Source organism: Bosea sp. 124 (assembly GCF_003046175.1).
GTDB lineage: Bacteria > Pseudomonadota > Alphaproteobacteria > Rhizobiales > Beijerinckiaceae > Allobosea.
In genome coordinates this window covers 940,654-965,632 of record NZ_PZZM01000001.1, presented here as the reverse complement: position 1 = coordinate 965,632, position 24,979 = coordinate 940,654, and the positions used below count along the sequence as shown (strand labels likewise).

General features: G+C 67.1%; 23 protein-coding genes. 15 read left to right on the top strand and 8 right to left on the bottom strand.

Annotation, left to right across the window (positions count from 1 at the left end; translation table 11 throughout):
• Nucleotides 1-158 precede the first annotated feature (158 nt).
• The gene (locus C8D03_RS04570) at nucleotides 159-1,406 is read left to right on the top strand and encodes an APC family permease (RefSeq protein ID WP_248308345.1); all 1,248 of its coding nucleotides are present in this window, start codon (nucleotides 159-161) and stop codon (nucleotides 1,404-1,406) included.
• Nucleotides 1,407-1,432: 26 nt separating this feature from the next.
• Here the strand turns inward: C8D03_RS04570 and C8D03_RS04565 are convergent, their stop codons facing one another.
• The 5 genes from C8D03_RS04565 to C8D03_RS04545 all read right to left on the bottom strand — a co-directional run bounded on the left by C8D03_RS04565 (nucleotide 1,433) and on the right by C8D03_RS04545 (nucleotide 7,207).
• The gene (locus C8D03_RS04565) at nucleotides 1,433-2,362 is read right to left on the bottom strand and encodes an FAD:protein FMN transferase (RefSeq protein WP_108045201.1); all 930 of its coding nucleotides are present in this window, start codon (nucleotides 2,360-2,362) and stop codon (nucleotides 1,433-1,435) included.
• Nucleotides 2,352-4,565, bottom strand: a complete 2,214-nt coding sequence (locus C8D03_RS04560; RefSeq protein ID WP_108045200.1) for a PepSY domain-containing protein — start codon at nucleotides 4,563-4,565, stop codon at nucleotides 2,352-2,354. The genes C8D03_RS04565 and C8D03_RS04560 overlap by 11 nt, the downstream gene beginning before the upstream one ends.
• 19 nt (nucleotides 4,566-4,584) lie before the next feature.
• On the bottom strand, nucleotides 4,585-5,064 hold the full coding sequence (locus C8D03_RS04555) for a DUF2271 domain-containing protein (RefSeq protein WP_108051205.1): 480 nt from the start codon (nucleotides 5,062-5,064) through the stop codon (nucleotides 4,585-4,587).
• A gap of 98 nt (nucleotides 5,065-5,162) precedes the next feature.
• Nucleotides 5,163-6,518, bottom strand: a complete 1,356-nt coding sequence (locus tag C8D03_RS04550; protein WP_108045199.1) for an ATP-binding protein — start codon at nucleotides 6,516-6,518, stop codon at nucleotides 5,163-5,165.
• Complete coding sequence (locus C8D03_RS04545) at nucleotides 6,518-7,207, bottom strand: response regulator (RefSeq protein WP_108045198.1); 690 nt, start codon at nucleotides 7,205-7,207, stop codon at nucleotides 6,518-6,520. The genes C8D03_RS04550 and C8D03_RS04545 overlap by 1 nt, the downstream gene beginning before the upstream one ends.
• Before the next feature lie 143 nt (nucleotides 7,208-7,350).
• Between C8D03_RS04545 and C8D03_RS04540 the strand changes: the two genes are divergently transcribed.
• The 3 genes from C8D03_RS04540 to C8D03_RS04530 are packed head-to-tail and all read left to right on the top strand — an operon-like array spanning nucleotide 7,351 to nucleotide 8,948.
• Nucleotides 7,351-7,626 carry a PepSY domain-containing protein gene (locus C8D03_RS04540; protein ID WP_108045197.1) on the top strand — a complete coding sequence of 92 codons (276 nt, stop codon included), beginning with the start codon at nucleotides 7,351-7,353 and terminating at the stop codon, nucleotides 7,624-7,626.
• A 38-nt stretch (nucleotides 7,627-7,664) separates the two neighbouring features.
• Complete coding sequence (locus C8D03_RS04535) at nucleotides 7,665-8,222, top strand: cytochrome b (protein ID WP_108045196.1); 558 nt, start codon at nucleotides 7,665-7,667, stop codon at nucleotides 8,220-8,222.
• Nucleotides 8,223-8,252: 30 nt separating this feature from the next.
• On the top strand, nucleotides 8,253-8,948 hold the full coding sequence (locus C8D03_RS04530) for a VIT1/CCC1 transporter family protein (protein ID WP_108045195.1): 696 nt from the start codon (nucleotides 8,253-8,255) through the stop codon (nucleotides 8,946-8,948).
• A 126-nt stretch (nucleotides 8,949-9,074) separates the two neighbouring features.
• Here C8D03_RS04530 and C8D03_RS04525 read toward each other — a convergent pair whose 3' ends face one another.
• Nucleotides 9,075-10,391: an MFS transporter gene (locus C8D03_RS04525; RefSeq protein ID WP_108045194.1), complete on the bottom strand. Its 1,317-nt coding sequence runs from the start codon at nucleotides 10,389-10,391 to the stop codon at nucleotides 9,075-9,077.
• A gap of 10 nt (nucleotides 10,392-10,401) precedes the next feature.
• Nucleotides 10,402-10,680, bottom strand: a complete 279-nt coding sequence (locus C8D03_RS04520; protein ID WP_108045193.1) for a metal-sensing transcriptional repressor — start codon at nucleotides 10,678-10,680, stop codon at nucleotides 10,402-10,404.
• 108 nt (nucleotides 10,681-10,788) lie between these two features.
• On the opposite strand from C8D03_RS04520, the gene C8D03_RS04515 reads away from it, so the two are divergent.
• From C8D03_RS04515 to C8D03_RS04495, 5 genes are all read left to right on the top strand, one after another.
• On the top strand, nucleotides 10,789-11,178 hold the full coding sequence (locus C8D03_RS04515) for a hypothetical protein (protein WP_108045192.1): 390 nt from the start codon (nucleotides 10,789-10,791) through the stop codon (nucleotides 11,176-11,178).
• 50 nt (nucleotides 11,179-11,228) lie between these two features.
• Nucleotides 11,229-11,957, top strand: a complete 729-nt coding sequence (locus tag C8D03_RS04510; protein WP_108045191.1) for a HupE/UreJ family protein — start codon at nucleotides 11,229-11,231, stop codon at nucleotides 11,955-11,957.
• 14 nt (nucleotides 11,958-11,971) lie between these two features.
• Nucleotides 11,972-12,652 (top strand): transmembrane anchor protein, encoded by a 681-nt coding sequence (locus C8D03_RS04505; RefSeq protein WP_108045190.1) that lies wholly within the window; start codon nucleotides 11,972-11,974, stop codon nucleotides 12,650-12,652.
• Nucleotides 12,653-12,731: 79 nt separating this feature from the next.
• Nucleotides 12,732-13,376, top strand: coding sequence for a class I SAM-dependent methyltransferase (locus C8D03_RS04500; RefSeq protein WP_108045189.1), 645 nt, complete (start codon nucleotides 12,732-12,734; stop codon nucleotides 13,374-13,376).
• Entirely contained in the window at nucleotides 13,373-14,167 is a 795-nt protein-coding gene (locus tag C8D03_RS04495; RefSeq protein ID WP_108045188.1) for a nucleoside phosphorylase, read from the top strand. Before C8D03_RS04500 ends, C8D03_RS04495 begins: the two co-directional genes overlap by 4 nt.
• A gap of 74 nt (nucleotides 14,168-14,241) precedes the next feature.
• Here C8D03_RS04495 and C8D03_RS04490 read toward each other — a convergent pair whose 3' ends face one another.
• Complete coding sequence (locus C8D03_RS04490; RefSeq protein ID WP_108045187.1) at nucleotides 14,242-16,050, bottom strand: chloride channel protein; 1,809 nt, start codon at nucleotides 16,048-16,050, stop codon at nucleotides 14,242-14,244.
• 173 nt (nucleotides 16,051-16,223) lie between these two features.
• On the opposite strand from C8D03_RS04490, the gene C8D03_RS04485 reads away from it, so the two are divergent.
• From C8D03_RS04485 to C8D03_RS04460, 6 genes are all read left to right on the top strand, one after another.
• The gene (locus tag C8D03_RS04485; RefSeq protein WP_146170079.1) at nucleotides 16,224-16,646 is read left to right on the top strand and encodes a hypothetical protein; all 423 of its coding nucleotides are present in this window, start codon (nucleotides 16,224-16,226) and stop codon (nucleotides 16,644-16,646) included.
• Nucleotides 16,647-16,709: 63 nt separating this feature from the next.
• Entirely contained in the window at nucleotides 16,710-18,398 is a 1,689-nt protein-coding gene (locus C8D03_RS04480) for an efflux RND transporter periplasmic adaptor subunit (RefSeq protein ID WP_108045185.1), read from the top strand.
• 11 nt (nucleotides 18,399-18,409) lie between these two features.
• A complete protein-coding gene (locus C8D03_RS04475) occupies nucleotides 18,410-21,535 on the top strand; it encodes an efflux RND transporter permease subunit (RefSeq protein ID WP_108045184.1) in 3,126 nt (1,041 codons plus the stop codon).
• A gap of 19 nt (nucleotides 21,536-21,554) precedes the next feature.
• Nucleotides 21,555-21,929, top strand: a complete 375-nt coding sequence (locus C8D03_RS04470; RefSeq protein ID WP_108045183.1) for a hypothetical protein — start codon at nucleotides 21,555-21,557, stop codon at nucleotides 21,927-21,929.
• Between the two features lie 22 nt (nucleotides 21,930-21,951).
• Complete coding sequence (copM, locus tag C8D03_RS04465) at nucleotides 21,952-22,401, top strand: CopM family metallochaperone (RefSeq protein WP_108045182.1); 450 nt, start codon at nucleotides 21,952-21,954, stop codon at nucleotides 22,399-22,401.
• Between the two features lie 125 nt (nucleotides 22,402-22,526).
• A complete protein-coding gene (locus tag C8D03_RS04460; protein ID WP_108045181.1) occupies nucleotides 22,527-24,884 on the top strand; it encodes a heavy metal translocating P-type ATPase in 2,358 nt (785 codons plus the stop codon).
• The last annotated feature ends 95 nt before the right edge of the window (nucleotides 24,885-24,979 follow it).

Below are 24,979 nucleotides of genomic sequence, written 5' to 3'. Positions count from 1 at the left end.
CCTGCCGCGAATGGGCTCGCTTGCAGCGCGGTCTCTTGAGGCCCAAGCCTGCAGGCGCGGTTGTCACGTGCCGGCTGTTCCACCATCCCTGATTGATGGTTCGCCTCCAGGTGGTGACTGAGCAAACTACCTCAAATCCCGCCACGAGGAACAGAGTCTTGCCAAGCGACAACATGCAGGGCGGCTCCGCTCAGCCACGCGGCCTGCTCCGAACGCTGACACTCACGCATGCGGTTCTCTATGGCCTTGGCGTCACCATCGGCGCCGGGATCTATGTCCTCGTCGGCACGGCGGCTGGCCGAAGCGGAATGCATGCCCCGCTTGCCTTCCTGGGCGCGGCGCTCGTGATGGCCTTCACCGCAGCCACTTTTGCCGAGCTCGGCACCCGGATGCCCGTGAGCGCGAGCGAGGCCGCCTATGTCGACAGGGCGTTCAAGCGGCGCTGGCTCAGCCTCGCCGTCGGACTGCTCGTCGTCGCCACCGCCACGATCTCTGCAGCGACGATCAGCGTCGGGAGCGCAGGCTACGTCGCTGTTTTCCTGGACTGGCCCGCCCCATGGATCATCACCGGCGTCGTTCTCGCGATGGGCGTAGTCGCCTGCCTCCCAACCGTCCAATCGGTCACCTTCGCCGGACTCATGACCCTGATCGAGGTGGGCGGCCTCACCATGGTCATCATCGCGGGCTTCGGCTCGGGAAGCGCCTTGCTGACGCGGTTGCCAGAGGTCTGGCCCGTCTTCGCAGACCGTTCTGCCTGGATCGGTCTATCGAGCACGACATTGATCGCCGTGTTCGCCTTCATCGGCTTCGAGCATCTCGTCAATGTTGCCGAGGAGATGAAGGACCCGCGACACACACTGCCGCCCGCCCTGTTCCTAACGCTCGGCCTGACGGCGCTGATCTATGCGGTTGTGGTCTGGATCGCTCTCGTCGCCGTCCCGCCGGAGGAACTGGCACGCTCCACGGCACCGCTGGCCCTCGTCTTCGAGCGTCAGACCGGGTTGCCGCTGGTGACCATGAGCGCCATCGCTGTGATCGCCACCTTGAACGGTATCATCGTCCACATGATCATGATCGCGCGGGTACTCTACGGCATGGCCGAACAGGGCAATCTTCCACGCGCTCTGACGAAACTGAACGCCACCACCGGCACGCCGCTCCTGGCGACAGCGCTCGGCGTCGTGGCCATCCTCGCTCTGTCGCTCGCGGTCCCGCTGGCGGGGCTTGCCGATTTCACCTCGCGGTTCACACTGATCATCTTTGCCATCGTCAACATCGCCCTGATCCGGATCAGGAGCCAGGAAGCCGAGCCTCCGCCAAATGTCTTCCTGTGCCCGGGCTGGGTTCCGTTTGCCGGTCTGGCAACGAGCCTGCTGCTCCTGTTGTTGGACCTGATGGTCCGCTGAAGCCCGTCAGCACGATGGACCCAGCCCTAAGCCCAATCCAGGACGGTCCCGTCGGCGCGGACAAAGATGACGTCCAAACCCATCGCTTTCGCCAGCCGTGGACCTGCCGTCTCACCCATGACCAGGAAGGCTGTAGCCCAGGCGTCGGCCTCCATGCAGGTGTCCGCCGTCACCGTGACGGACGTCAGTCCGTTCACTAACGGCAGGCCGCGCCTAGGATCCATCGTGTGAGAGATCGTCCGCGCACCGATGTCGCGATAATGGCGGTAGTTGCCTGAGGTTGCGACCGCGCGGTCCTCGAGTTCGATGACGCCCATCGCCTCGCGCACGCCCCGTACCGGGCGCTCATGGGCGACGACCCATGGCGTTCCATCGGGCTTGGCCCCGCCGGCGCGCATCTCGCCGTCGATGCCGACCAGCCAGGTGCGGATCGAGAACTCCCGCATGACGCGCGCCATTTCGTCTACGCCAAAGCCCTTGGCTATGCCCGAAAGGTCGAGCGCGACGGGGGCGTGCTTGCGCGCCCGATGCAGGTGCGGATCGAGTTCGAGAGCCTCGGAGGTGATCGCCGCCTGCGGAACGACGGGATCCGTCGGTACATGGCCAGGAGGCGCTGCGTGAGCACCGAAGCCCCAGGCGGCGACGAGGTCGCCAACGCCGATGTCGAAGGCGCACTGCGACTGCCGGCGGATCCGCAGGGAGGCCTGCAGGACAAACATGAGTTCGGCGGGAACCGGCACCCAAACCCTGACGGCCGCGCCATTGAGGCGATTGAGGTCCGATTCAGGCTTCCAGGTCGACATCTGGCGATCGACCCGATCCAGCGTTGCCTGCAGGGCGGCCGCGAGCTTCGTCTCGTCGAGGCCAGCGGGTGCGAAGAAGACCGCCGAATAGCGCGTACCCATCGTCGTCCCGTTGAGGCTGCGGCGCTCCGCCGCCGTTAGCTCAGTAGACATCTTCGAGGTAGAGTCCGCTCGCCTTGAGGGCGAATGTGCTCAATCCCATCGGAGCCAGGATCGCGTCGATCGCCTGGGAGACGCCGCCGGCCATGTCACGCCCACCGCAAACCATGATTTGGGCGCCGCGCTGCAGGAGCGCGGCTAGGTGCTGCTCATCTGTCGTCAGCCTGTCCTGCACATAGCCTCCGTGCGGGGCGCGGGAGAAGGCGGCGTTCAACGCGGTCAGGCGCCCGTCGGCCATGCAGATGGCGAGATCCTCGCGGTACAGAAAGTCGGATTGAGGCGAACGTCCGCCCCAATAAAGATGCGCCTCGCGATGCGACCGGTTGGCGCGCAGGAATCCCATAAGCGGCGCGATGCCGGCCCCGGCGCCGATCAGGATCAGCGGCGTAGCCTTGGCATTGGGCCGGAAGGCCGGGTTGGCCTTTATGAAGCCGTCGATCCGGCCGCCGAGCGGCAGGTCGTTGAGAAAGCCCGAGCAGAGCCCGCCCGGCTGCTTGCGCACGCAGATCTCGACGATGCCCTCGCGCGCCGAGGAGGCGAGCGAATAATAGCGCGGCACGGTGCTGCCGGGTGGGAGGATGCCGACGAGATCGCCGGCCTCGAACGGCGGCAACGAGGCCGAGAACAGCCGCTCCCAAAGGGGACGCCCGGCCCCGGCTCCCGGCAGGCGGAAGGTCAGGATGGCGGTCGGCGCCTGGACATCGGCGCCGTAATCCACGCGCTTCACCAGTTCGAGCGCCGTGGTTGGCGGCCGTTCCGCGACATGGGCGAGCGCGAGGGCGTGCCCGAGCGCGATCCCCAACCTCTCGCCCCAGAGCGCGAAGGACTGCGCCGACTGGCGGTCGATGCGGTCGATCTCGATCAGGGCCGGCCAGCCCTTCTCGGCCAGGGCAGTGCCGACATCCTCGGCGAAGCGGCAGAATCTCGGGAAGCTGCGGTCGCCGAAGCCGAGCACCGCGACGGGCAGCTTCAATGCACTGCGGTCGAGCCTCGCCAAAAAGCCGCTGGCGCTCGCGGGCGCGGTGCCGTCGCCATAGGTCGCGGTCAGGATCAGCATCCGCACGGCTTTCGGATAGGCGGGCGCCAGCGCGTTCATCGGGGCCACGTGGACCTTGTGTCCGGCCTGCGTCAGCGCGGCATGGAGCGTCCTGGCAAAACCCCAGGTGCTATTGCCCTCGCTGCCGACCAGGATGATCGTGCCGGCCGCAGAGGCTGGACGGTTGTCGGCGATGCGGGGCCGCGAGCGGCGGCGCTGCCACCAGATCATCGCGCCGGTGACCGCAAAGATCGGTGCTGCCAAGGCGGAAAGCCCCAGCAGCAGGCCCAGCGGCCACAGGCCCTGGCCCGTGTGGAGCATGTAGATCATCTCGTAGATCTGCCTGGCGGTCGAATGGGGCTGGAAGGACAGCGCCTCGCCGGTGGCCGCATCGATCTGTGTGACGCCGGCCGCGGTCGTCAGCCGAAAGGTGTCGGTCGGGTCGGCCGCGTAAGGAAAAGCGAGTTCGCGAAGGTCAGCGAGATCGATCGCCTTCAGCGCCGCGAGGCTGCCGACTGAGGCGCGCTCGCCGCCGCGGCCGGACGCTGTCGCCACGGGATCAGCCGATCCGTCGGGGATCAACTCGAAACTGGTCAGCGACAGGAAACACCCCGTCAGCGCTGTCAGCAGCAGGCCGACGATGGCGAGGCGCCCGGCCTGTGCATGCCAGCGCTGGCGGGCGTTGCCACGGATCGGCTTCAGCAGCCCAGTCCAGCCGCCCATGCGGGCAGCCAGCATCATCGCGCCGGTGATGGTGAGGACGACCATCGCTAGGGCACCGAGGCCTGCTGCAACGCGGCCAGCTGTTCCCAGCAGCAGCGAACGGTGCAAGTTGGTGATGAAGCGGATGGTGGCTGACGGCGCCACTGGCCCGATAACCCGGCCAGTGGCTGGATCGAGTAGGTCGGCACCGGCTTTGTCGTTGTCGAAATAGCTGACGACGACCGAGCCGGAAGCCGTCTTCGTGATCTTGTCGATCTCGGCATGCTGTGCCCTGGCGGCCTCGGCCAGAGCCGCGACGCTGATCGTTCCCATGACGACCGAAGGCGCTGCAAAGCGCTCCAGCGCGGGCTGGACGGAGAGGATCGCGCCGGTCAGGGCCAACATGGCGACGAGCAGCGCGGCGATCAGTCCGGGCAGCGAGTGGATCTGGCGCAGCATGGCGAAAATCCCCTCCCGATCACATGTCGAAGGTCAGGGACTTCACATAGCCACGGCCGGCGACGGGCTTGCCCGCGCCCGCCGTCGCCAGCGGCGAAACAGCATCGCCGGGGACGTCGTTTTCGTTTTCAACGGCGCTGTCGACGCGGATCTGGTAGCCGGCGTCGATGAGCGCATCGGCGATCTCCACACTGACCGTGAGCGATTGTCCGCTACCGACGCTTGCGCCGGTCGTGCCGTCGATTTCGCCGCCCGACAGCCGGTTCCAGGCGCTGAGATGCTTGTGATACTTGGCCTTGCTGCCGGCGATCCTGACCGTCTTGGCGAGCTTGCCCTGCGGGTCGGTGATGTAGAGCGCCAGATAGGCGCCGTCACCGCCGTAGGGCTTCAATGTCGTGGTGATGCGGATGGGCCGCGCCTCGGCGACGGCGTTCTGCGCGAGGACGCCGGCCAAGCCGAGCGGAAGGGCGAGCGCCAGGGCGCGTGCGAGATGTCTCATGCAGTTCTCCTCATGGCAGCTCTCCCGGTTGCGGAAGCGATGCGAGGAGAGATGCGCCGCCAAGCTGACAGCGACCTGAAGACGGCGGCGAAAGACGTTCAGCCGGCCGTCAGCTTGGCAGCAGGAAGTTCCACCGTGACCTCCAGACCGTCTTCCTGTCCCGAGGCGGGCGAGGCGAAGGCAATCTCGCCGCCGACCCCTCGCATGATCGCCATGACGATCGAGAGACCCAGCCCGACCCCATCGGCCGTGGTCGCGCCGCGCACGAAGCGCTGCGTCATGGACGCGATGAGCTCCGGCTCCAGAACCGGCCCGGGGCTTACGACGCTGAAACGCCCGTCATCCGTCAGCGCCACGCGTACCGGCTGGCTGGCATCGCCATGCTTGACTGCGTTCTCGATCAGGTTGCGCGCCAGGATTGCGAAGGCGTCCATATCCAGCGTCGAGACGAAGCGGCCCGCCTCCGGCAGCGCGACCTCGACCGCGCCTTCGATCGACAGGTCGTCGAGGACGAGGCGCAGCGCCGGCACGAGGTCTTGCGGCGCCTCACCGATCAGGCTGGCGCCCTCGGCCCGGGCGAGCTGGAGCAGCTTTTCCGACAGGCGCGCCAGCCGCTTGAGCGCGCTTTCGATCTCTACCGTCCGGGCAAGGGCAGGCCCCTCTGGCAGCTCGGCCCTAAGACGCTGCGTCTGTGCCAGGGCGGCCGCCACCGGCGTGCGCAGTTCATGAGCGCTGTTGGCGGTGAAGCTGCGCTCGGCGTCCAGCGCCCGGCGCACCCGTGCCATCAGGGCGTTAACCGCCTCCGCCACCGGCGCGATCTCCGACGGGAGATGGGTGACGGACACCGGTGCGAGATGACCGCTGCTGCGCGCCTCGATCTCGTGGCGGAAGGCGACGACCGGACGCAAGGTGACGGCGACCAGAACCCAGGTCCCAGCGATGCCGAGCGGCAGCAGCAGGATCAGCGGCCAGGCGAGGACCTTGATGGCGTCGCGCACGGCCTTCTGGCGATGGCCGGGGCGCTCGGCGGCGGTGACGATGAGCGTGCCGCTTACGGCCACCTCTGTGTAGAGCCGCGAGCTCGGCCCATCGCTGAAGCCATGCGCCGGGTTTGGAGGAAACTGCGAGAGGTTCGCGTCATGGGACTGGAGCAGGCTACGGCCCTCCGCGTCGCGTACGATGTACGTGATGTACTCGCGATGCGCGCCGACCGATGCGACCTGTTGCGGATCGGGCCCAGCATCCGCCTCGCGAGCCAGTATCTCCGTATAGGCCAACGGCAAGACCCGCTGCACCACCTCCTGCAAGGCGCTGTCGAAGACCTCGTCGATCTCATGGCGAAGAAGCAGGCCTGCGGCCACCGTCGCCAGGAGCCACAGCGCCATGACCCCGCCCGTCAGCGCCAGCGCGAGCCGACGCTGCAGGCTGCCCTTGGGCGGCCAGGCGATGCGCATCACGGCGGGCTCTTTCCCGTTCCGGCCAGGGTGGCGGCGCCCAGCCGGTACCCCATTCCGCGCACGGTCTCGATCACCTCCGCGCCGAGCTTCTTGCGCAAGCGACCGACATAGACCTCGATCGTGTTGCTCTCGACCTCGCTATCGAAGGTGTAGAGCCGCTCTTCGAGCTGCGCCTTGGAGAGCAGCATGGTCGGGCGCTGGATGAAGGCGTCGAACAGGGCCCATTCGCGCGCGGTCAGGGAGATCGAGCGGCCGTCGCGGACGATGCTGCGCGCCGCCAGATCCAGCGTCAGCTTCCCTATCTGCAGCAGCGGGTTGGGGTTGCCGCCATAGCGGCGCGCGACCGCGCTCAGTCGCGCCGACAGTTCCGCCAGATCGAAGGGCTTGACCAGATAGTCGTCGGCACCGGCGTTGAGTCCGGCGATCCGGTCGGAGACCTGGTCGCGCGCCGTCAGGATGATCACGGCGGTCGTGTCGCCGGCCTGTCGGCGGCCGCGCAGAAAATCAAGGCCGCGGCCATCGGGCAGCATCAAATCGAGCAGGATCAGGTCGTAATGCGCCAGCCTGACAAACTCGCCAGCGTCCGCCAGCCGCTTCGCCCAGTCGACGCCATGCCCGTCCGCGGCGACCTGGTCGCGCACGGCAGATCCCAAGATCGGGTCATCCTCGACGAGTAGCACACGCATGTCGGGGGCAGCCTCCGGGACGGATCTCCCGCTTATGGCACGAAGCTGACAGCGGGCTGAACGGAATTGGCCCGGCTGTTCAGGTGAGCGTCAGCTTGGCGTGATCGAAGGGATTATCGCGTCCTTCGGGGAGGAGACATCCCATGAAGCCCATCCTGTCCATCGTGGCCTTGACGGTTCTGATCGGCATCGCCGCTCCCGCTGTCGCCAGCCAGCGCTGTTCGGCTCCAATGGCGGAATGGAAGCCCCGCGAGGCACTGGTTGAAAAGCTGCGCGCCGAAGGCTGGACCATCCGCCGGATCAAGACCGACGACGGCTGCTACAAGGTCCGCGCGACCGACGCCGAAGGGCGACGCGTCAAGGCGAAATTCGATCCCGCCACGCTGGAACGTGTCGCGCGCGACGGCGACGACGATTGAACCCTTCAACACCCCTGCTTTCTGAAAGGTCCGGTGTCATGCAAACGACGCGTTACGATCCCATCGCCATGAGCCTGCACTGGATCGTCGCCCTTGCGGTGTTCGCAGCCTATGGGATCGGCCTCGTGCGCGAAGAGCTTCCCAAAGGCGATTTTCGCGCCTGGCTGCTCACGCTTCACATGTCCCTTGGTCTGCTGGTGATCGCCTTGACGGTCGTGCGCGTCGGATGGCACATGATAACGCCTGCCCCGACAGCAATCCCGACGACGCCAATTGCTTCCGTCGCTGCGAAACTAGTCCACCTTGGGCTTTACAGCGCGATGTTCGCGATACCCATAATCGGCCTCTTTGCCGCTTGGACGAAGGGCCGCGTGGTCGGCGTGTTTTCCTTGATCGTCATCCCTTCGCCCGTTTCGCTTGATGCCCATCTAGCGAAGATCCTCGAGGATGCGCATGGCGTTGCCGCTCATGCTTTCATGATCCTGGCCGGCGTGCATGCGCTGGCGGCGATTGGGCATCACCTTGTCCTCCGGGACGCGACCCTCGCGCGGATGTTACCCTTCGTGACAGCCAGACGCTCCAACCTGCGCGCGTGATGCTCAAGACAACCCCGAAAGACCAACGCCATGCATCCGCTTCATCGCGAAAATCACCTCGTCGAACGGATCGGTTGGCTCAGAGCTGCCGTTCTCGGCGCCAATGACGGCATCATCTCGACGGCGAGCCTCGTCGTCGGCGTCGCAGCAGCGGCGAAAAGTGCCGACGAGGTCCTAGTCGCGGGCATTGCCGGTCTTGTCGCGGGCGCCATGTCGATGGCGGCGGGAGAGTACGTTTCCGTCAGCTCGCAGTCGGACACTGAACAGGCGGACATGGCCCGCGAGCGCCGCGAGCTCGCAGAGCAGCCTGAGGCGGAGTTGGCCGAGCTGACGCAGATCTATGTCGCGCGCGGAGTTGAGCCGGGGCTGGCCCGGCAAGTCGCCGAGCAGATGACGGCGAAGGACGCCTTCGCGGCGCATGCGCGCGACGAGCTGGGACTCGCCGGTCACACCATCGCGCGGCCCGTCCAGGCGGCCCTGACCTCGGCCGCAACCTTTGCGGGTGGCGCTGCCATCCCCCTGGCGATCGCCGTCATGGCTCCCGTCGGCTCGATCAGCTGGGCGGTCTCGGGCGGCTCGCTGGTCTGCCTGGCCTTGCTTGGTGCGCTCGGCGCCCGCATCGGCGGCGCTGACGTGGCCAAGCCGACGATCCGCGTCACGTTCTGGGGTGCCTTCGCCATGGCTGCGACCTGGGGGATCGGCGCACTCGTCGGGCATGCTGTTTAGCCATCTACGTAGCAGATGGTGTCGCGCACAATCTTGATGCTGCAGAACTTGCGAGCTCCGGACAGCGTCTCTCCAGCGACAAGGCGCCGGGATGACCGGATCGATCTCGTCGTGCAAGCCCATCGGCTAGCCCGCGCGGCCGGGGTTGGGCCAGGCCGAGTGCTCCCGGTCGATCACGAAAGCATGGCGATGCCGTCGGCCAGCTCCAGCCAGATGCGGGTGATCGGGCGCCAGAGCGAGATGCTCATGCTCGATCTCGTCGGGATCGCCCGCCGGCCAGAAGCGGAGCGCCAGAACGAGCGCCAGCACGCCTATGGCTGCCATCACCGCGAAAGTCGCGGGCAAGCCGAGCGTCGCGCCGAGCCAGCCGGCGGCCGGGTAAGTGACCAGCCAGCAGGCATGCGACAGCGCGAACTGGGCGGCAAAAAGAGCGGGCCGGTCTTCCGCATGGGCCGAGCGGCGCAGCAGGCGCCCCGATGGCGTCTGCGTCAGGCTGTAAGCGAAGCCGAGCGCAAACCAGAGCGGCAGCAGGGCGGTATAGCCCGGAACGAGTGTGCCGAGCAGAAGAAGCGCCGGCAAGGCAGCACCGGCCGCGAGCATCAGTCTGCGGTCGTCAAGCCGGTCGAGCAGGCGCGGTAGCGCGAAGGCCGCCGTCATCGAGCCCGCACCGAACAGCGCCAGCGCCAGCGCCGTCGCCTGCTGCGTCATGCCATAGGTCGCCTGAACCAGAACGACCGTGTTGACGATCACCATGGATCCCGCGGCCGAGACGGCCAGGCTAAGCGCCAGCAGGCCGCGCAGGCGCGGCGTCGCCAAGTAGATCCGCAAGCCCCGCGTGGTGCGGTCGTAGATGCCGCGCGGCTCGCCGGGCTTTTGGCTCGGCAGAGTCACCGACACGACCAGCGCGGCGGAGGCGATGAAGCCGATGACCGTGCCGGCAAAGAGGTTGTGGAAGCTGATGACTGTCAGGAGCAGCGCCGCCAGCGCCGGGCTCAGCAGGCTCTCCAGGTCATAGGCCAGCCGCGAGAGCGAGAGCGCCTGGGTGTAGTCCTTCTCATCGGGCAGGATGTCGGGGATCGTCGCCTGGAAGGTCGGCGTGAAGGCGGCCGATGCCGACTGCAACACGAAGATCAGCAGATAGACCTGCCATATCTCCGTGACGAAGGGCAGCAGCAACGCGACAGCCGCGCGAACCAGATCGAGCCCGACCAGCATGGCCCGGCGCGGCAGGCGGTCGGCGAGGGCTGCTGCGATCGGCGCGACGCCGACATAGGCAATCATCTTGATCGCGAGCGCCGTGCCCAGCACGATGCCGGCTTCGGGGCCTGCGAGATCATAGGCTAATAAGCCGAGCGCGACGGTGGCGAGGCCCGTGCCGATCAGGGCGATGACCTGCGCGAGGAAGAGATGGCGATAGGTCCGGTTGCCGAGGATGGCCAGCATTGGCTTAGTCCTAAAGGTATCTCGCGATGGCCTTGAAGGCGTCGACGACCTCACGCTGCTCGCGCGGCAGCGGGCCTGCGACCTCGTCGAGGCAGTGGTCGAGATGGTCCTGGATCAGCGTCTTCTTGGCCTGCCCGATCGCGCTCTCGACCGCCTGCAGCTGCTGGGCGATGTCGAGGCAGGGGCGCCCGGCCTCGATCATCTCGATGACCTTGCGCAGATGACCGTCGGCCCGCTTCAACCGCTTGACGATGGCAGGGTGAGTTTCGTGAATGTGAGGCTCTGACATGACTTTCCGTATCCCCCCGGGTAGGATACGTCAATGAAGCTTGGCGATTCGTCGATCCCGGGGGCTTGGTCCAACTCTCGCCAAGAATGAAGGCTCTACCACCTCCCCATGTCGCAACGCAGCCTCAGAGCCGGGTTCAGCTTCGTCATCGCCTTCGCGATGGCGCTCGGCGTGCTGCTTACGTCGGTTCACATGGCGGCGGGCCACAATGCCTTCGCAACCGCGCAGGCCGAAGCCGTCCGCCATGCCGAGCTCGCCGCGACGATCGCCGAGCACGGGCACTCGCATGACGAGGGCGAGCCGTCAGAGCAGATACCGGGCCATGTCCACGGCCATAACGCGGCCGATCACCTGCATGAAACCGCCGACACGCTCAGCGTCCTCGCGCTCGTAATGCCGGGCTTCGCGCGCACCAGCCTGACTCACGACCCGTTCATGGCCGATCCCGGCCATCCTAACGGGCTGGAGCGCCCCCCGAGAACCGTCGCCGCAGCATGAGTGCGGCCGTCTCGGCGGCCATCCATCACCGACGAACCATTGGAACTTTCATGCAACGACCTTCCATCGGAGGGCGGTGCGGGCTGCGTCTTGCTGCCTCGCACGCATCGCTGCCTCTTATCCTGCTCCTGGCAAGCTTAGCGCCCGCCATCGCCCACGGCGTCGCCGAAGGCGACAAGGGCTACATCCAGGAGATCAGCGGCATCAACCTGATGCCCTTCGTCTATCTTGGCGCCAAGCACATGATGACGGGCTACGACCACCTGCTCTTCCTCTTCGGGGTGGTCTTCTTCCTCTACCGGATGAAGCACGTCGCCATCTATGTCAGCCTGTTCGCGCTCGGGCACTCCACTACGATGCTACTGGGGGTGTATTTCAACATCGGCGTGAACGCCTACATCATCGACGCCATCATCGGGCTCTCGGTGGTCTACAAGGCGCTCGACAACATGGGCGCCTACCAGCGCTGGTTCGGCGTTCAGCCCAACACCAAGGCTGCGACGCTGATTTTCGGCCTGTTCCATGGCTTCGGCCTCTCGACCAAGATCCTCGACTACAACGTCGCGCCGGACGGCCTCGTGCCCAACCTCCTGGCGTTCAATGTCGGTGTCGAGATCGGTCAGATCCTGGCCTTGACCGCGATCCTGATCGCGATGGGCTTCTGGCGGCGCACGCCCAGCTTCCTTCGCCACGCCTACACCGCCAACACCGTCATGATGACCGCCGGGTTCGTGCTGATCGGCTACCAACTCACCGGCTTTTTCGTCTCCGCAACCTGAAAGGCACCCACACCATGTATAACTCCGACATACCCACGCGCGCCGAACTGCCGACCTCGGCGCAGCTCCTGCGCTCCACGGCCATTGCCATCGTCGCGGCCGCCGGCATTCTTGTGACGATCGTCCTGCCGGCCGAATACGCCATCGACCCGACCGGAATCGGCCGCATGCTGAAGCTGACGGAGATGGGCGAGATCAAGACCCAGCTCGCTGCGGAAGCCGAGGCAGACCGCCTGAAGGACGGTTCGACCACGCCGGCTCAGCCGGCCCCAGCGACGCCTTCGCCGGACCAGCGTTCAAGCCTGCTGACCACGCTGGCCGGGCTCCTCGTCTCGCCTGCACAGGCCGGCGAACGGGTCGTTCTCGCCCAAGCTGAGAAGACTGACGAGACGGTGATCACGCTGGAGCCGACCAAGGGCGTCGAATACAAGCTGACCATGGTCAAGGGCGCGCAGGTCACGTTCGACTGGAGCGTCAAGGACGGCGTCGTGAACTACGACATGCACGGCACGCCCGGCCCCGGCGCCAAGGAGAAGAGCTACAAGACAGGACGCGCGGTGGCAGGCGATACGGGCGTGCTTACCGCTGAGTTCGATGGCGGCCACGGCTGGTTCTGGCGCAACCGGGGCACGAAGCCCGTCACCATCATCCTACGGACCAAGGGCGCCTATGCCGAGATCAAGCGCATGAGCTGACGGCAGGTTGCGAAACGGTCAGCCGGATCGATTTGCCCGGCTGGCCGCCTTATGGTCTCCGCAAGACAAGGAGCCGGCGATGACCAGCCCACGACGCAGCCACTGGGACGACGTCTACACGACCAAGCCGGCCGACACGGTCAGCTGGTTTCAGGACGATCCGACGCCGTCGCTCGATATGATCGCGCAGACCGGTCTGGGCACGGGCGACCCCATCGTCGACATCGGCGGCGGCGCCTCGATGCTGATCGATCGATTGCTGGATGCCGGCCATTCCGCCATGACCGTGCTCGACATCGCCCTAGCCGGCCTAGCCGTTGCGCAGCAGCGCCTCGGCGCGCGCGCCGGGCGTGTGACGTGGATCGCGCAGGACGTCACAGTCTGGCAGCCTCCGCAGGACGCCTTCTCGATCTGGCATGACCGGGCCGTGTTCCACTTCCTCGTCGATGAGGCCGACCGGCTGGCCTATCGGAGCGCGCTCGACCAAGGCGTCAGGGCCAGTGGCTTCGTCATCCTCGCGCCCTTCGCGCTCAGCGGCCCTGAGCGATGCAGCGGGCTCCCCGTCAGGCGCTATTCGGCGGACATGCTTCAGGCGGAGCTTGGACCGGCCTATCACCTGATCGAGCAGCAGCGGCAGACCCATATGACGCCAGCCGGGAACCATCAGAACTTCATCTGGTGCCTGTTCAGGAAGACCCCGACGTCGGCGGCAGCGGAACCATGAACGAAAACCGCGACAGGTCTTCGCCCATTCTGGCCAACAAGCACTACGCCGAAGAATCCGCCTTCCAGCCGGGAAACCTGCTGCGCGAAGCGCGTCGCCAGAAAGGTCTGGCCATGCGCGACGTGCCGGCGATCTGCGTGCTCGACCCCGACGGCGATCTCGTCCGGCGGCTTCGCCAGGACGGACGCGCGACGGCTGACCGAGACTGGGCCTGCTATCACAGCGAGCTCGATCGCTTCGTCGAAGGCGACGTCGAATTCGGAATCGTGGGCTGCGTCGTCGGCGCCTCCTATGCCGTGCTGGTGGCGGAGCAGCTCTTCGCCGCCGGCTGCAGGCTCCTCATCAGCATGACCTCGTCAGGGCAACTGCAGCCGGTGCGGCCGCCGCCCTACTTCATCCTGATCGAACAGGCCCTGCGCGACGAGGGCACGAGCTACCACTACCTGCCGCCCTCGGACTTCGCCCAGGCCAACGCGGGCGTCATAGCGGCTCTCGAGGGCGCCTTCGACGGGCTTCGCGAGCCGGTGCTACGCGGCGCGACGTGGACGACCGACGCTCCCTTCCGCGAGACCGAGCGCTCCATCGCAGCGATGACCGCACGCGGCCTGCTCGCCGTCGAGATGGAGGCGGCTGCGCTCTATGCCTTCGCACAGGCCTGCGGCAATCGCGTCGTCTGCTTCGCCCATGTCACCAACCAGATGGGCCAGGAAGGCGATTTCGAGAAGGGCGAGGCCGACGGCACCGTCGATGCGCTGGCCGTCATCGTCGCGGCCGCGCGGCGTCTGGGCTGACCAACCCATAGATCGCTGGGATCGCCTGAAGCGTCAGCACGGTGTGTCAGGAGTCCATGCCGCCGATCCGAATGCTAAACTTCCGCTGAATCTCGACTACGGCTATCGAGTTCCGCATTATAGCACCGGAGTGCGTACTGCTCGGTCAAAATGCCTAGAACCCTGAGCTTGTCGCGATCGTCAACGACGGCGAGTTCCTCGCTCCTAGAGGTTTCGAAGAGGCTCGCAGCCTGCTTGATGTTCATCTGCGGTAACAGGACATCCTTGGGGTTCAAAGCCAAGTCCGCAACGGTCTCGACGTCGATCTCGGGGCCGTGAGCGTGAGCGACCAGAACGATGCCCGCATAGCGGCCGGTCTCATCGACCAGGACCACTCGCTGATTGCTGCCGAGCGGAAACTTCCGCCTGAATTCGGCGAGCGTCAGGTTGCTTGGCGCGGTGCGGACTTCGCGGCGCATCATCCGGCCCACGCTGAGCTCCCGGATCCAGCCGATGTCGGCGGCACTGCGGATCGCCTCGCCGCGAAGGTGGAAGCGCCAGGTAGTGAAGGAATAGCCGAAGAGCCGCCGCACCGTGATCGACGAGACGACGGAGGCCGTCAGCACCGCGATGGTCAAGGGCAGGCTGCCCGTCGTCTCAAGCGCGAGGAACGACATGGTCAGGGGCCCTCCAAGAACGGCGGTCGCCAGCGCGCTCATGCCGATGACCGCGATGATGAGCGGCGGTGTCTGCAGTCCGAAGCTGACCACCCAGACCCATGCCACCAGCTTGCCGAGCATAGCCCCGAGGAACAGCGACGCGAAGAACAGGCCGCCGCGGAATCCCGATCCGATCGAAACCGCCGAGGCCAGCGACTTCAGGACGATCATCATCAGCAGGATAAGCGGCGGGAATGTCGCATCGAGCCCGACATGGAGCGCCGAGTGTCCCGACGACAGGACCGTCGGCGTGATCAGACCCATGATGCCGACGAGGGCGCCACCGATCGCCGGCCGAAGCCAGGTCGGGATCCGGCTGGCGCGAAACAACGTCTCGGTGAAGGCGACGCCGCGCATGATCAGGATGCCCAGCCCCGCGGCGGCAATGCCGATGACGATCACGAGCACGTAGTTGCTCGCACTCAGCGAGCCGGCGAACCCGATCTCGAACGACAGCGGCGTCGTCAGTACACGGGCGACGGCGACGGCGCAGATCGAGGCGACGATCACGGGCGCGAGCGCGCTGATCGTGTAGGAGGCGATGATCAGCTCGAAGGCGTAGAAGGCGCCCGTGAGCGGCGCGTTGAAGGCCGCCGCGATCGCACCGGCTGCACCGCATCCGACCAGCGTCCGCATGTCCGCCCGGCGGATCCGCAAGGCGCGAGCCAGGCCAGACGCGAAGGCTGCGCCGCCTTGCGTGTAGCCCGCTTCGAGGCCCACAGAGGCGCCGAAGCCGTTCGAGATCAGCGTCTGCACGATCAGGATGAGGCTGTCCTTGATGGACAGCCGACCGCCATGGAGGGCGTTGGCCTCGACCGGATCGACGATCGCCGTCCGGCGCCTGCGCGACAGCACGACGCCGAGCAGGCCGATGATGGCGCCGCCAATCACCGGCACTGCCACGATGCGGAGCGGGTCGACATAGGCCGCGCCGCTGACATCGCCGCTATAGGTCGCAAACAGCAGGAGATGCAGGATCCGCGAGATCGCGATCATCGTGGCCACGATCAGGCCGGCACCGATTCCCACGACACCGGCGAGCAGGACCAGCCAGACCTCGTCGGTGCGGATCAAGCGCGGGAAACTGCGCCGGAAGCGCAGATACCGGACACGGCCCGTTCGGCGCAGCCGCTCCAGGCGGCCTCGCGCGATCGGTAGGCTCGGAGGCTCGGATAGGTCAGTCATCGCTTGGTCGACCCTGATTCAGCCTCCGTTGCCATAGCGCGGACATCGTCTCAATCGATTTCCTTCCAAAGCTCTCCTCCCTTCAAAAGCATCTCAACGTCACCCTTGACCTTCCCATGGGGGAAGGCCCATCTGTCCTCTGGACATTAAGCTTCGGTGGGAATGACGTGAGGTTGGTCGACGCGCTTGCAAGCGGACTGAAGGCGGCCGTTCTCGTCGTCCTACTTGCGCTTGCCTGGGCCATGCCCGCCGCCGCACACTCCGGGCACAGCCAGACATCGAAGGCCATCGCCGTCACGTCCCCGCTCAATCCCCAGCGGGCCTCGGTCGACGTACCCATGGTCGAGCCGGCCGAAGTGTGCGGGTTTAAGCAGGCTCATGCCTGGACCGCGCCGGATGACCGTCAACGCGACGGCAGCACGGGCCGGGCCTGTTGCGGAACGATGTGCACGGTTGCCCTCGTCGAACGCGGTCTGGCGCCTTTGCCCCTGCGAACCCCGCACGGCATCCGGCTCGCCCCGCAGCCGGAGGCGCTCTCGCTCGCGAGATCCCCGGGCCTCCACGCCAAGCCGCCACGAACCCTCGACATCGCCTGATCGACGGCCGGCATCCCGCCGCGCCGCCGGGAATGCCGTGCCGATGTCAGTGGGTTCCTCCTCATGTTATCCCTATGCCGCAGCGTCGCTCGCTGCCTTATCGCGCCGTTGGCGCTCGCCTCTCTCCTGTCGATTCCCGCCGCTGCCCATGAGGGCCACGACCATGGCGCCCCCGCCGCTGCGGTGTCGGCTGCCGGGACGCCCCGCCTGGCACTTCACTCCGACGCCTATGAGCTAGTCGGGGTCTTGCGCGCGGGCCGGCTGACGCTGTTCCTCGACCGCTATGCCGGAAACGAACCGGTTCTCGACGCGCGCATCGCGGTGACGATCGGAGCGGGCGCCGAGGTCGTGGCGACGCCGACGCCGGATGGCACCTACGTCCTGGCGTCCGATCAGCTTGCGGGCGCGGGCCCGCTGGAGCTCGTCGTCGCGATCACCCACCCCGGTGGCGACGATCTCCTGATCGGAACGCTGGACCGGCCGGCGGCTTCAGCCGTGCCAGCCGCGTCGGCGCCGACCGAGCGGGCCGCGAGCGTCACCATCGTTGGCAAGCAGGTGCCGGTGCTTCACCTGGCCACCGGCGCGGCCCTGGCGTTCGGGCTCCTGCTTGGGGTCGGCCTGCGCAGCGCCCGTCCGGTCATACCGGCGATCGGGCTGGTCGTGCTGCTGCTGATCGCGGGAACGGCGATCGCGACGGCCCATGAAGGCCATGATCATGGCGAGGCCGCGAAGGTCGCACTTCCGGCGGGCGACACGCCCCGCCGACTCGCGGACGGGGCGGTCTTCGCGCCGAAGTCGACCCAGCGGCTCCTTGGCGTTCGCACGCAGGTCGCCAAGCCCGAGGAGGCCGGCAGGACCGTCGCCCTGGTCGGGCGCGTGATCGCCGATCCCAATCGCTCCGGCCAGGTCCAGAGCATCACCGGCGGCCGGATCGTCGCGCCCGACGGCGGGCTGCCGTGGCTCGGGCAACGCGTCCGGCGCGGCGATATCCTGGCGACCGTCGAGCAGGCGGTGCCGCAGGCCGACCGCACCACCATCGCCGAGCGCGTCGGCGAGATCGAGCAACAGATCGCGATGGTCGAGGAGAAGCTCAAGCGCTCGCGCGGCCTGGCCGAGCGGGCCATCGCCCCCCAGAGCCAGGTCGTCGATTTCGAGATCGAACTCGCCGGCCTGATGCGGCGGCGCGAGATCGTCGGTCGCATCCGGGTCGAACCCGAGGTGCTGCGCGCGCCGCTGGGCGGCGTCGTCTCGGCCGTCCGGGTCGTGGCCGGGCAGGTCGTCGGATCGCAGGACGTCCTGTTCCAGGTTCTCGATCCCGGCGGGCTGTGGGTCGAGGCGCTGTCGTATGGCGACGTCGACCTGTCCCAACTCGGCGGCGCCTCGGCCACGTTGCCGGGCGGCAAGCCCCTCGCGCTCTCCTTCCGCGGCTTCGGGCGGGCGCTGCAGCAGCAGGCGACGGTGGTGCAGTTCTCGATCGAGGACGCGCCGGCCACGCTGGCGATCGGGCAGCCCGTCCGGGTGACGGCCCAGAACGGAGCCAGCGTCGCCGGCATCATCGTCCAGCGCGACGCGGTCGTGCGAGGCGGCAACGGCGAGGCGCTGGTCTGGCGCCACACCGACCCCGAGCGTTTCGAGGCCAAGCCGGTCCGCACCGAGCCGTTCGACGCGACGCGGGTCGTGATCCGGGCCGGTATCGCGACGGGAGACCGGATCGTGGTCCGCGGCGCCGAACACCTCAACCAGATCCGCTGAGGCAATCCGCGATGTTCAACCTCCTCGTCTCGGCCAGCCTGCGCAACCGGCTCTTCGTCATCGCCGCCGCGCTCGTCCTCGTCGCCTACGGCTCCTACGTGCTGCCGCGCGTGCCCGTGGACGTTTTCCCCGACCTGAACCGGCCGACCGTCACCCTGATGACGGAAGCCGAGGGGCTCGCGCCACAGGAGGTCGAGCAGCTCGTCACCTACCCGCTGGAGACGGCGATGAACGGCATGCCGGGCGTGTTGCGCGTGCGGTCAGTGTCGGGCGTCGGTCTCTCGATCACCTATGTCGAGTTCGACTGGGGCACCGACATCTACCGCTCGCGCCAGCTCGTCGCCGAGCGCCTGTCCCTTGTTCGCGAGCAGTTGCCGCGCGGCGTCGCTCCGCAAATGGGCCCAGTCTCCTCCATCATGGGCGAGATCATGCTGGTGGCGGTGACGGCCGAGAAGGCCTCGCCGATGGAGGTGCGCGAGATCGCGGACTTCACCATACGGCCGCAGCTCCTCAACATCGCCGGTGTCTCGCAGGTCATCCCGATCGGCGGGGAGGTCCGGCAGTACCGGATCACCCCGGACGTCGCGGCTCTGCAGGCGCTGGACGTCACTCACGAGCAGGTCGAGGCGGCGGTCACGCGTTTCGGCACCAACACCGGCGGCGGGTTCGTCGACCAGCAGGGCCGGGAGTACCTCATCCGCAACGTCGGGCTGACACGCCGGCTGGAGGATCTGCGCAACACGGTCGTCGTTCAGCGTCAGGGCCAGCCGGTTCTGCTGCACCAGGTCGCGGCCGTCGAGTTCGCCGCGCGGGTCAAGCGCGGCGACGCCGGATACCAGGGCAAGCCGGCGGTGATCATCGGCATCCAGAAGCAGCCCGACGCCGACACCGTCTCGCTGACGAGGCAGGTGGAGGCGGCGCTGGCCGAGATCCAGAAGACGCTGCCCGCCGGCATCTCGGCGACCAACGTCCAGTTCCGGCAGGCCACCTTCATCGAGACCTCGATCGCCAATGTCGAGCGCGTGCTGCTGGAGGCGGCGGGCGTGGTCGCCGTCATCCTGCTGCTCTTCCTGATGAACGTCCGGGCGACCCTGATCTCCCTGACCGCGATCCCGGTCTCGATCCTGACGACGGTCCTGGTCTTCAAGCTGTTCGGCCTGACGATCAACACGATGACGCTCGGCGGTCTGGCGATCGCAATCGGCGAACTGGTCGACGACGCGGTCGTGGACGTGGAGAACATCCTGCGGCGCCTGAAGCAGAACCGGGAAAGCGCCATGCCCAAGCCGGTGCTGGCGGTCATCGCGGCCGCCTCGCAGGAGGTGCGGTCGGGCATCGTCTACGCAACGGCCATCATCATCCTGGTCTTCATCCCGCTCTTTGCCCTGTCGGGCATCGAGGGGCGGCTCTTCGCGCCGCTCGGGGTCGCCTACATCGTCTCGATCCTGGCGTCGCTGGTCGTCTCGATCACGCTGACGCCGGTCATGGCCTACTACCTGCTCTCGGGGACAGCCGGCGGGCACGAGCGCGACTCCTTCGTCGTGCGCCATCTCAAGAGCGGCAACGCCGCGCTGCTGCGCTGGGCCTTCGGGGCCCGGGGCCTGATCCTGTCGATGGTAGGCATCGGCGTGGCCCTGGCCGTCTATGGCGCGACGCTGCTGCCGCGGACCTTCCTGCCGCCCTTCAACGAGGGCACGCTGGTGGTCTCTCTGCAGTACAACCCCGGCATCTCGCTGGCCGAGAGCCATCGCCTCGGGCTGATCGCCGAACGGCTCGCGCTCAAGGTGCCGGAGGTGAAGTCGATCGGGCGCCGGACCGGGCGCGCCGAACTCGACGAGCACGCCGAGGGCGTCCATTCCTCGGAGGTCGACATCGACCTGCATCGCTCCGAACGGCCCAAGGAGGCGATCTACGCCGACATTCGGGCGGCGCTGAGCGTCCTGCCGGTCTCGGTCAACATCGGCCAGCCCATCGGCCACCGGCTCGACCACATGCTCTCGGGCGTGCGGGCGCAGATCGCGCTGAAAATCTATGGCGAGGATCTCGACACGATCCGCAGCCTGGCCGAGACCCTGCGCGAGCGCCTTGCCGCCGTGCCGGGCCTGGTCGATCTCCAGGTCGAGCGGCAGGTCCGCATCCCTCAGCTGCGCATCGACGTCGACCATGAGAAGGCGGCGCTCTACGGCCTGACGCCGGCCAGCGTCACCCAGGCGCTGGAGACGCTCTCCAACGGCCGCACGGTGTCGCAGATCGTCGAGGGCAACCGCCGCTACGACGTGGTGCTGCGCCTGTCCGACCAGGATCGATCCACGACCGGACTGGAGGACCTCCTGATCGCGACGCCGTCCGGCCACGTGCCGTTGCGCATGATCGCCTCGGTCTCCGAGACGGATGGCCCCAACCAGATCCAGCGTGAGAACGGCCAGCGCCGCATCGCGGTCTACGGCAACGGCGACGGCCAGCGCGACATGACGGCGATCATCGCCGACATCCGCGGGGTCGTCGCGCAGACCCCGCTGCCTCAGGGCTATGTCACCCGCATGGAGGGCACCTTCCAAGCGCAGGAGGAGGCGACGCTGCGGATCGGGCTACTGAGCCTCGTATCGCTCGCGCTGATCTTTGTGGTGCTGTTCACCCGCTACCAGTCGGCGGTGCTGGCGCTGATCATCATGGGCAACATCCCGCTCGCGCTGATCGGCAGCGTCGTCGCTCTGCACCTCGCCGGGCAGCCGCTCTCGGTCGCCTCGATGGTTGGCTTCATCACGCTCGCCGGCATCTCGGCCCGCAACGGCATCCTCAAGGTCTCGCACTACATCAACCTGGCGCTCCACGAAGGCGAGAGCTTCGGGCGGGACCTCGTCATCCGCGGCAGCCTGGAACGCCTGACGCCGGTGCTGATGACCGCGCTCTCGGCAGGGTTGGCACTGGTCCCGCTGCTCTACGGCGCCGACCAGCCTGGCCGGGAAATCCTGCATCCGGTCGCCGTCACGATCTTCGGGGGCCTGATATCGGCGACGATCATCGACACGGTGCTGACGCCGCTCCTCTTCCTCGCCTTCGGCCGCAAGCCGCTGGAACGCATCGCGGCTGGCCGCGCCTCGGAAGGCGGGCAACTGACGCCTGCCGAAACCTACTGAGAGAACAAGGAGAACCAACATGCTCAAATCGATCGCCGTCCTGGCCATCGTCGGCTTCGCGTCGACCGCCGGGGCCCATGAGGTCTCGAAGGGTCCCAACGGCGGGCCCGTGGTCGACGTCGCGGGCCACCACGTCGAGATGGTGGCGAAGGGGACCGAGTTCGTCCTCTACCTCACCGACGCCGCCGACAAGCCGCTCGCCTCCGCGGGAACGAAGTCGGCCCGCGCCATCGTCCAGGATGCCGGCAAGACCGCGACCGTCGCCCTGTCGCCCGTCGAACCCAACAAGCTCATCGGCAGCCTCGCCCAATCCCTCGGCAAGGGCGCACGCGTCGTCGTGTCCGCCACGCTCGCCGATGGCCACGCGCTGCAGGCGCGCTTCACCCACGACTGACCCCGAAGAAGGAACCGAACCGATGAAACGCTCGATCCCCACCACGCTGATCCTCCTGGCCCTCGCTGGGCCCGCCCTGGCGCAATCGTCCCATCAGGGACATGGCGCAGCTCCCGCGGCCGGCGCCACGCCCATGGGCAAGATGGGCATGGGCATGATGGACATGGAGTCCATGCAGGCCATGATGAAGACGATGATGCCGGCAGCCGGCGACGCGGCCTCGACCAAGGACTTCAAGGCCGCCGACATGAAGATGATGCACGACATGGCGGTGCCCTACACCGGCAATCCGGACGTCGACTTCCGCGCAAAGATGATCCCTCACCATCAGGGCGCGATCGACATGGCCAAGGTCGCCTTGGCCCATGCCAAGGACGAGACGACGAAGGCTATGGCCGCTCAGATCATCAAGGATCAGGAGCGCGAGATCGCCGAGATGCGTGAGTGGCTGACCAAGAACGCCCCGAAGTAATCGTAGGCTCCGTCGCGGACGGAGATCCATCGAAGCGTGGCGAGACGCCACCCAAACGCCAACGAGCCGGGCCAACAGGCCCGGTTCCCCCAGGCCGCTCGTCATCGAGCAGAAAGCCGGCCCCCATGACCCATCACGATCACCACCATGGCGAACCTGGTCATGACCATCGCCCCACGTCGGCAGCCCCAGTCGAGAAGGACCCGGTCTGCGGGATGACGGTCGATCCGGCCACCGCCAAGCACGAGGCGGTCCATGATGGCCAGACGTATCATTTCTGCTCCGCGGGCTGCGAGACCAAGTTCAAGGCGGCGCCGGAGCGCTACGTGTCGGAGGGCGAGGACCCTGCCACCGAGCCAGCGCCGGCCGGAGCGATCTACACCTGTCCCATGCATCCTCAGATCAGGCAGCCAACGCCTGGAAACTGTCCGATCTGCGGCATGGCGCTGGAGCCGGAGATCGCGACGGGCGAGGCTGGGCCTAGCGCCGAACTGCGCGGCATGACGCGCCGCTTCTGGGTCGGCCTCGGGCTGGCCCTTCCCGTGTTCCTCCTGGAGATGGGAGGGCATCTCCTCGACCTGCACATGTGGCTCGGTCCGCAAACCTCGAACTGGATACAGCTCGCCCTGGCGACGCCCGTGGTGCTCTGGGCCGGCTGGCCCTTCTTCGAGCGAGGCTGGCAGTCGATCGTGAACCGCAGCCTGAATATGTTCACGCTGATCGCGATGGGCATTGGCGTGGCCTGGATCTACAGCGTCGTCGCGACCGTCGCCCCTGGCATCTTTCCGGCGACGTTCCGATCCGTCGAGGGATCGGTTGCGGTCTATTTCGAGGCGGCGGCGGTGATCACCGTGCTGGTGCTGCTCGGCCAGGTTCTGGAACTGAGGGCACGCGAACAAACGGGTGGCGCCATCCGGGCCTTGCTCGACCTGGTGCCGAAAACGGCGCGGCGAGTGCGCGACGATGGCGGCGACGAGGACATCGGCCTCGATGCGGTGGTGGTCGGGGATCGGCTGCGGGTCCGTCCCGGCGAGACCGTGCCCGTTGACGGCGAACTCGTCGAGGGCCGCAGCTCGATCGACGAGGCGATGGTGACGGGCGAGTCGATGCCGGTCACGAAGGAGGTCGGTTCGCCCCTGATCGGCGGCACCCTGAACCGCAGCGGCGGCTTCATCATGCGCGCGAGCAAGATCGGCAGTGACACCATGCTTTCGCGCATCGTCGCCATGGTCGTCCAGGCCCAGCGCTCGCGCGCGCCGATCCAACGCCTCGCCGACCAGGTCTCCGGCTGGTTCGTGCCGTTGGTGATCGGCGTCGCGGTGATCGCCTTCGGGGCCTGGATGCTTTGGGGGCCTGAGCCACGCTTCGCCCACGGGCTCGTCGCCGCCGTTGCCGTTCTGATCATCGCCTGCCCCTGCGCGCTGGGGCTCGCCACGCCGATGTCGATCATGGTCGGCGTCGGCCGCGGTGCCAGTCTCGGCGTGCTTATCAAGAACGCCGAGGCGCTGGAACGTTTCGAGAAGATCGACACGCTTGTCATCGACAAGACCGGGACGCTGACCGAGGGCCGGCCGAAGCTGACGAGCCTGAAGGTTGCGGAGGGCTTCGGCGAGGACGAGGTGCTTCGCCTTGCCGCCACCCTGGAACGCTCCAGCGAGCACCCGCTCGCCGAGGCGATCGTCGAGGCGGCGAAGGAACGGGGGCTCACGCTCGCCGAGGCCAAGGACTTCGACAGCCCCGTGGGCAAGGGCGTCACGGGCATCGTCGAAGGCCATGCGCTGGTCATCGGCAGCCATCGTATCATGAGCGAGTCCGGCATCGACATCGCGGCTTTTGCTGCGGAGGCGGAGGAATTTCGCGGAGATGGCGCGACCGTCATCGTGGTCGCGATCGACGGTAAGGCCGCTGGTCTGCTGGCGATCGCCGATCCCGTCAAGCAAACCACGCCCGCGGCGATCAAGGCCCTCCAGGCTGCCGGCATCCGAGTGGTCATGCTCACGGGAGACAACCGGACGACCGCCGAGGCCGTGGCTCGCCGGCTCGGCATCGCCGAGGTCGAGGCCGAGGTGCTGCCGGAAGAGAAGAGCGGCGTCGTCGCCAAGTTGCGGTCTCAGGGTCGGATCGTCGCGATGGCAGGCGACGGCGTCAACGATGCGCCCGCTCTCGCCGCCGCCGACATCGGCGTCGCGATGGGAACCGGCACCGACGTCGCCATCGAGAGCGCTGGGGTCACCCTGCTCAAGGGCGACTTGCAAGGCATCGTGACGGCGCTCCAGCTCAGCCGTTCGACCATGAGCAACATCCGTCAGAACCTGTTCTTCGCCTTCATCTACAATGCGGCGGGGGTGCCCATTGCCGCAGGTCTGCTCTACCCCTTCTTCGGCATCCTGCTGTCCCCGATCATCGCTGCCGCCGCCATGGCCCTCTCCTCGGTCAGCGTGATCGGCAATGCGCTCAGGCTGCGTAGCGTGTCGTTACACTGAGCGTATGAAGCGGTTAGCCGGGCAGGGCGCGATCGGCTAAGCACACGGAAGCGGAGCAGATAGACGCCATACGTTGAGGATCAGAACGACTGGGA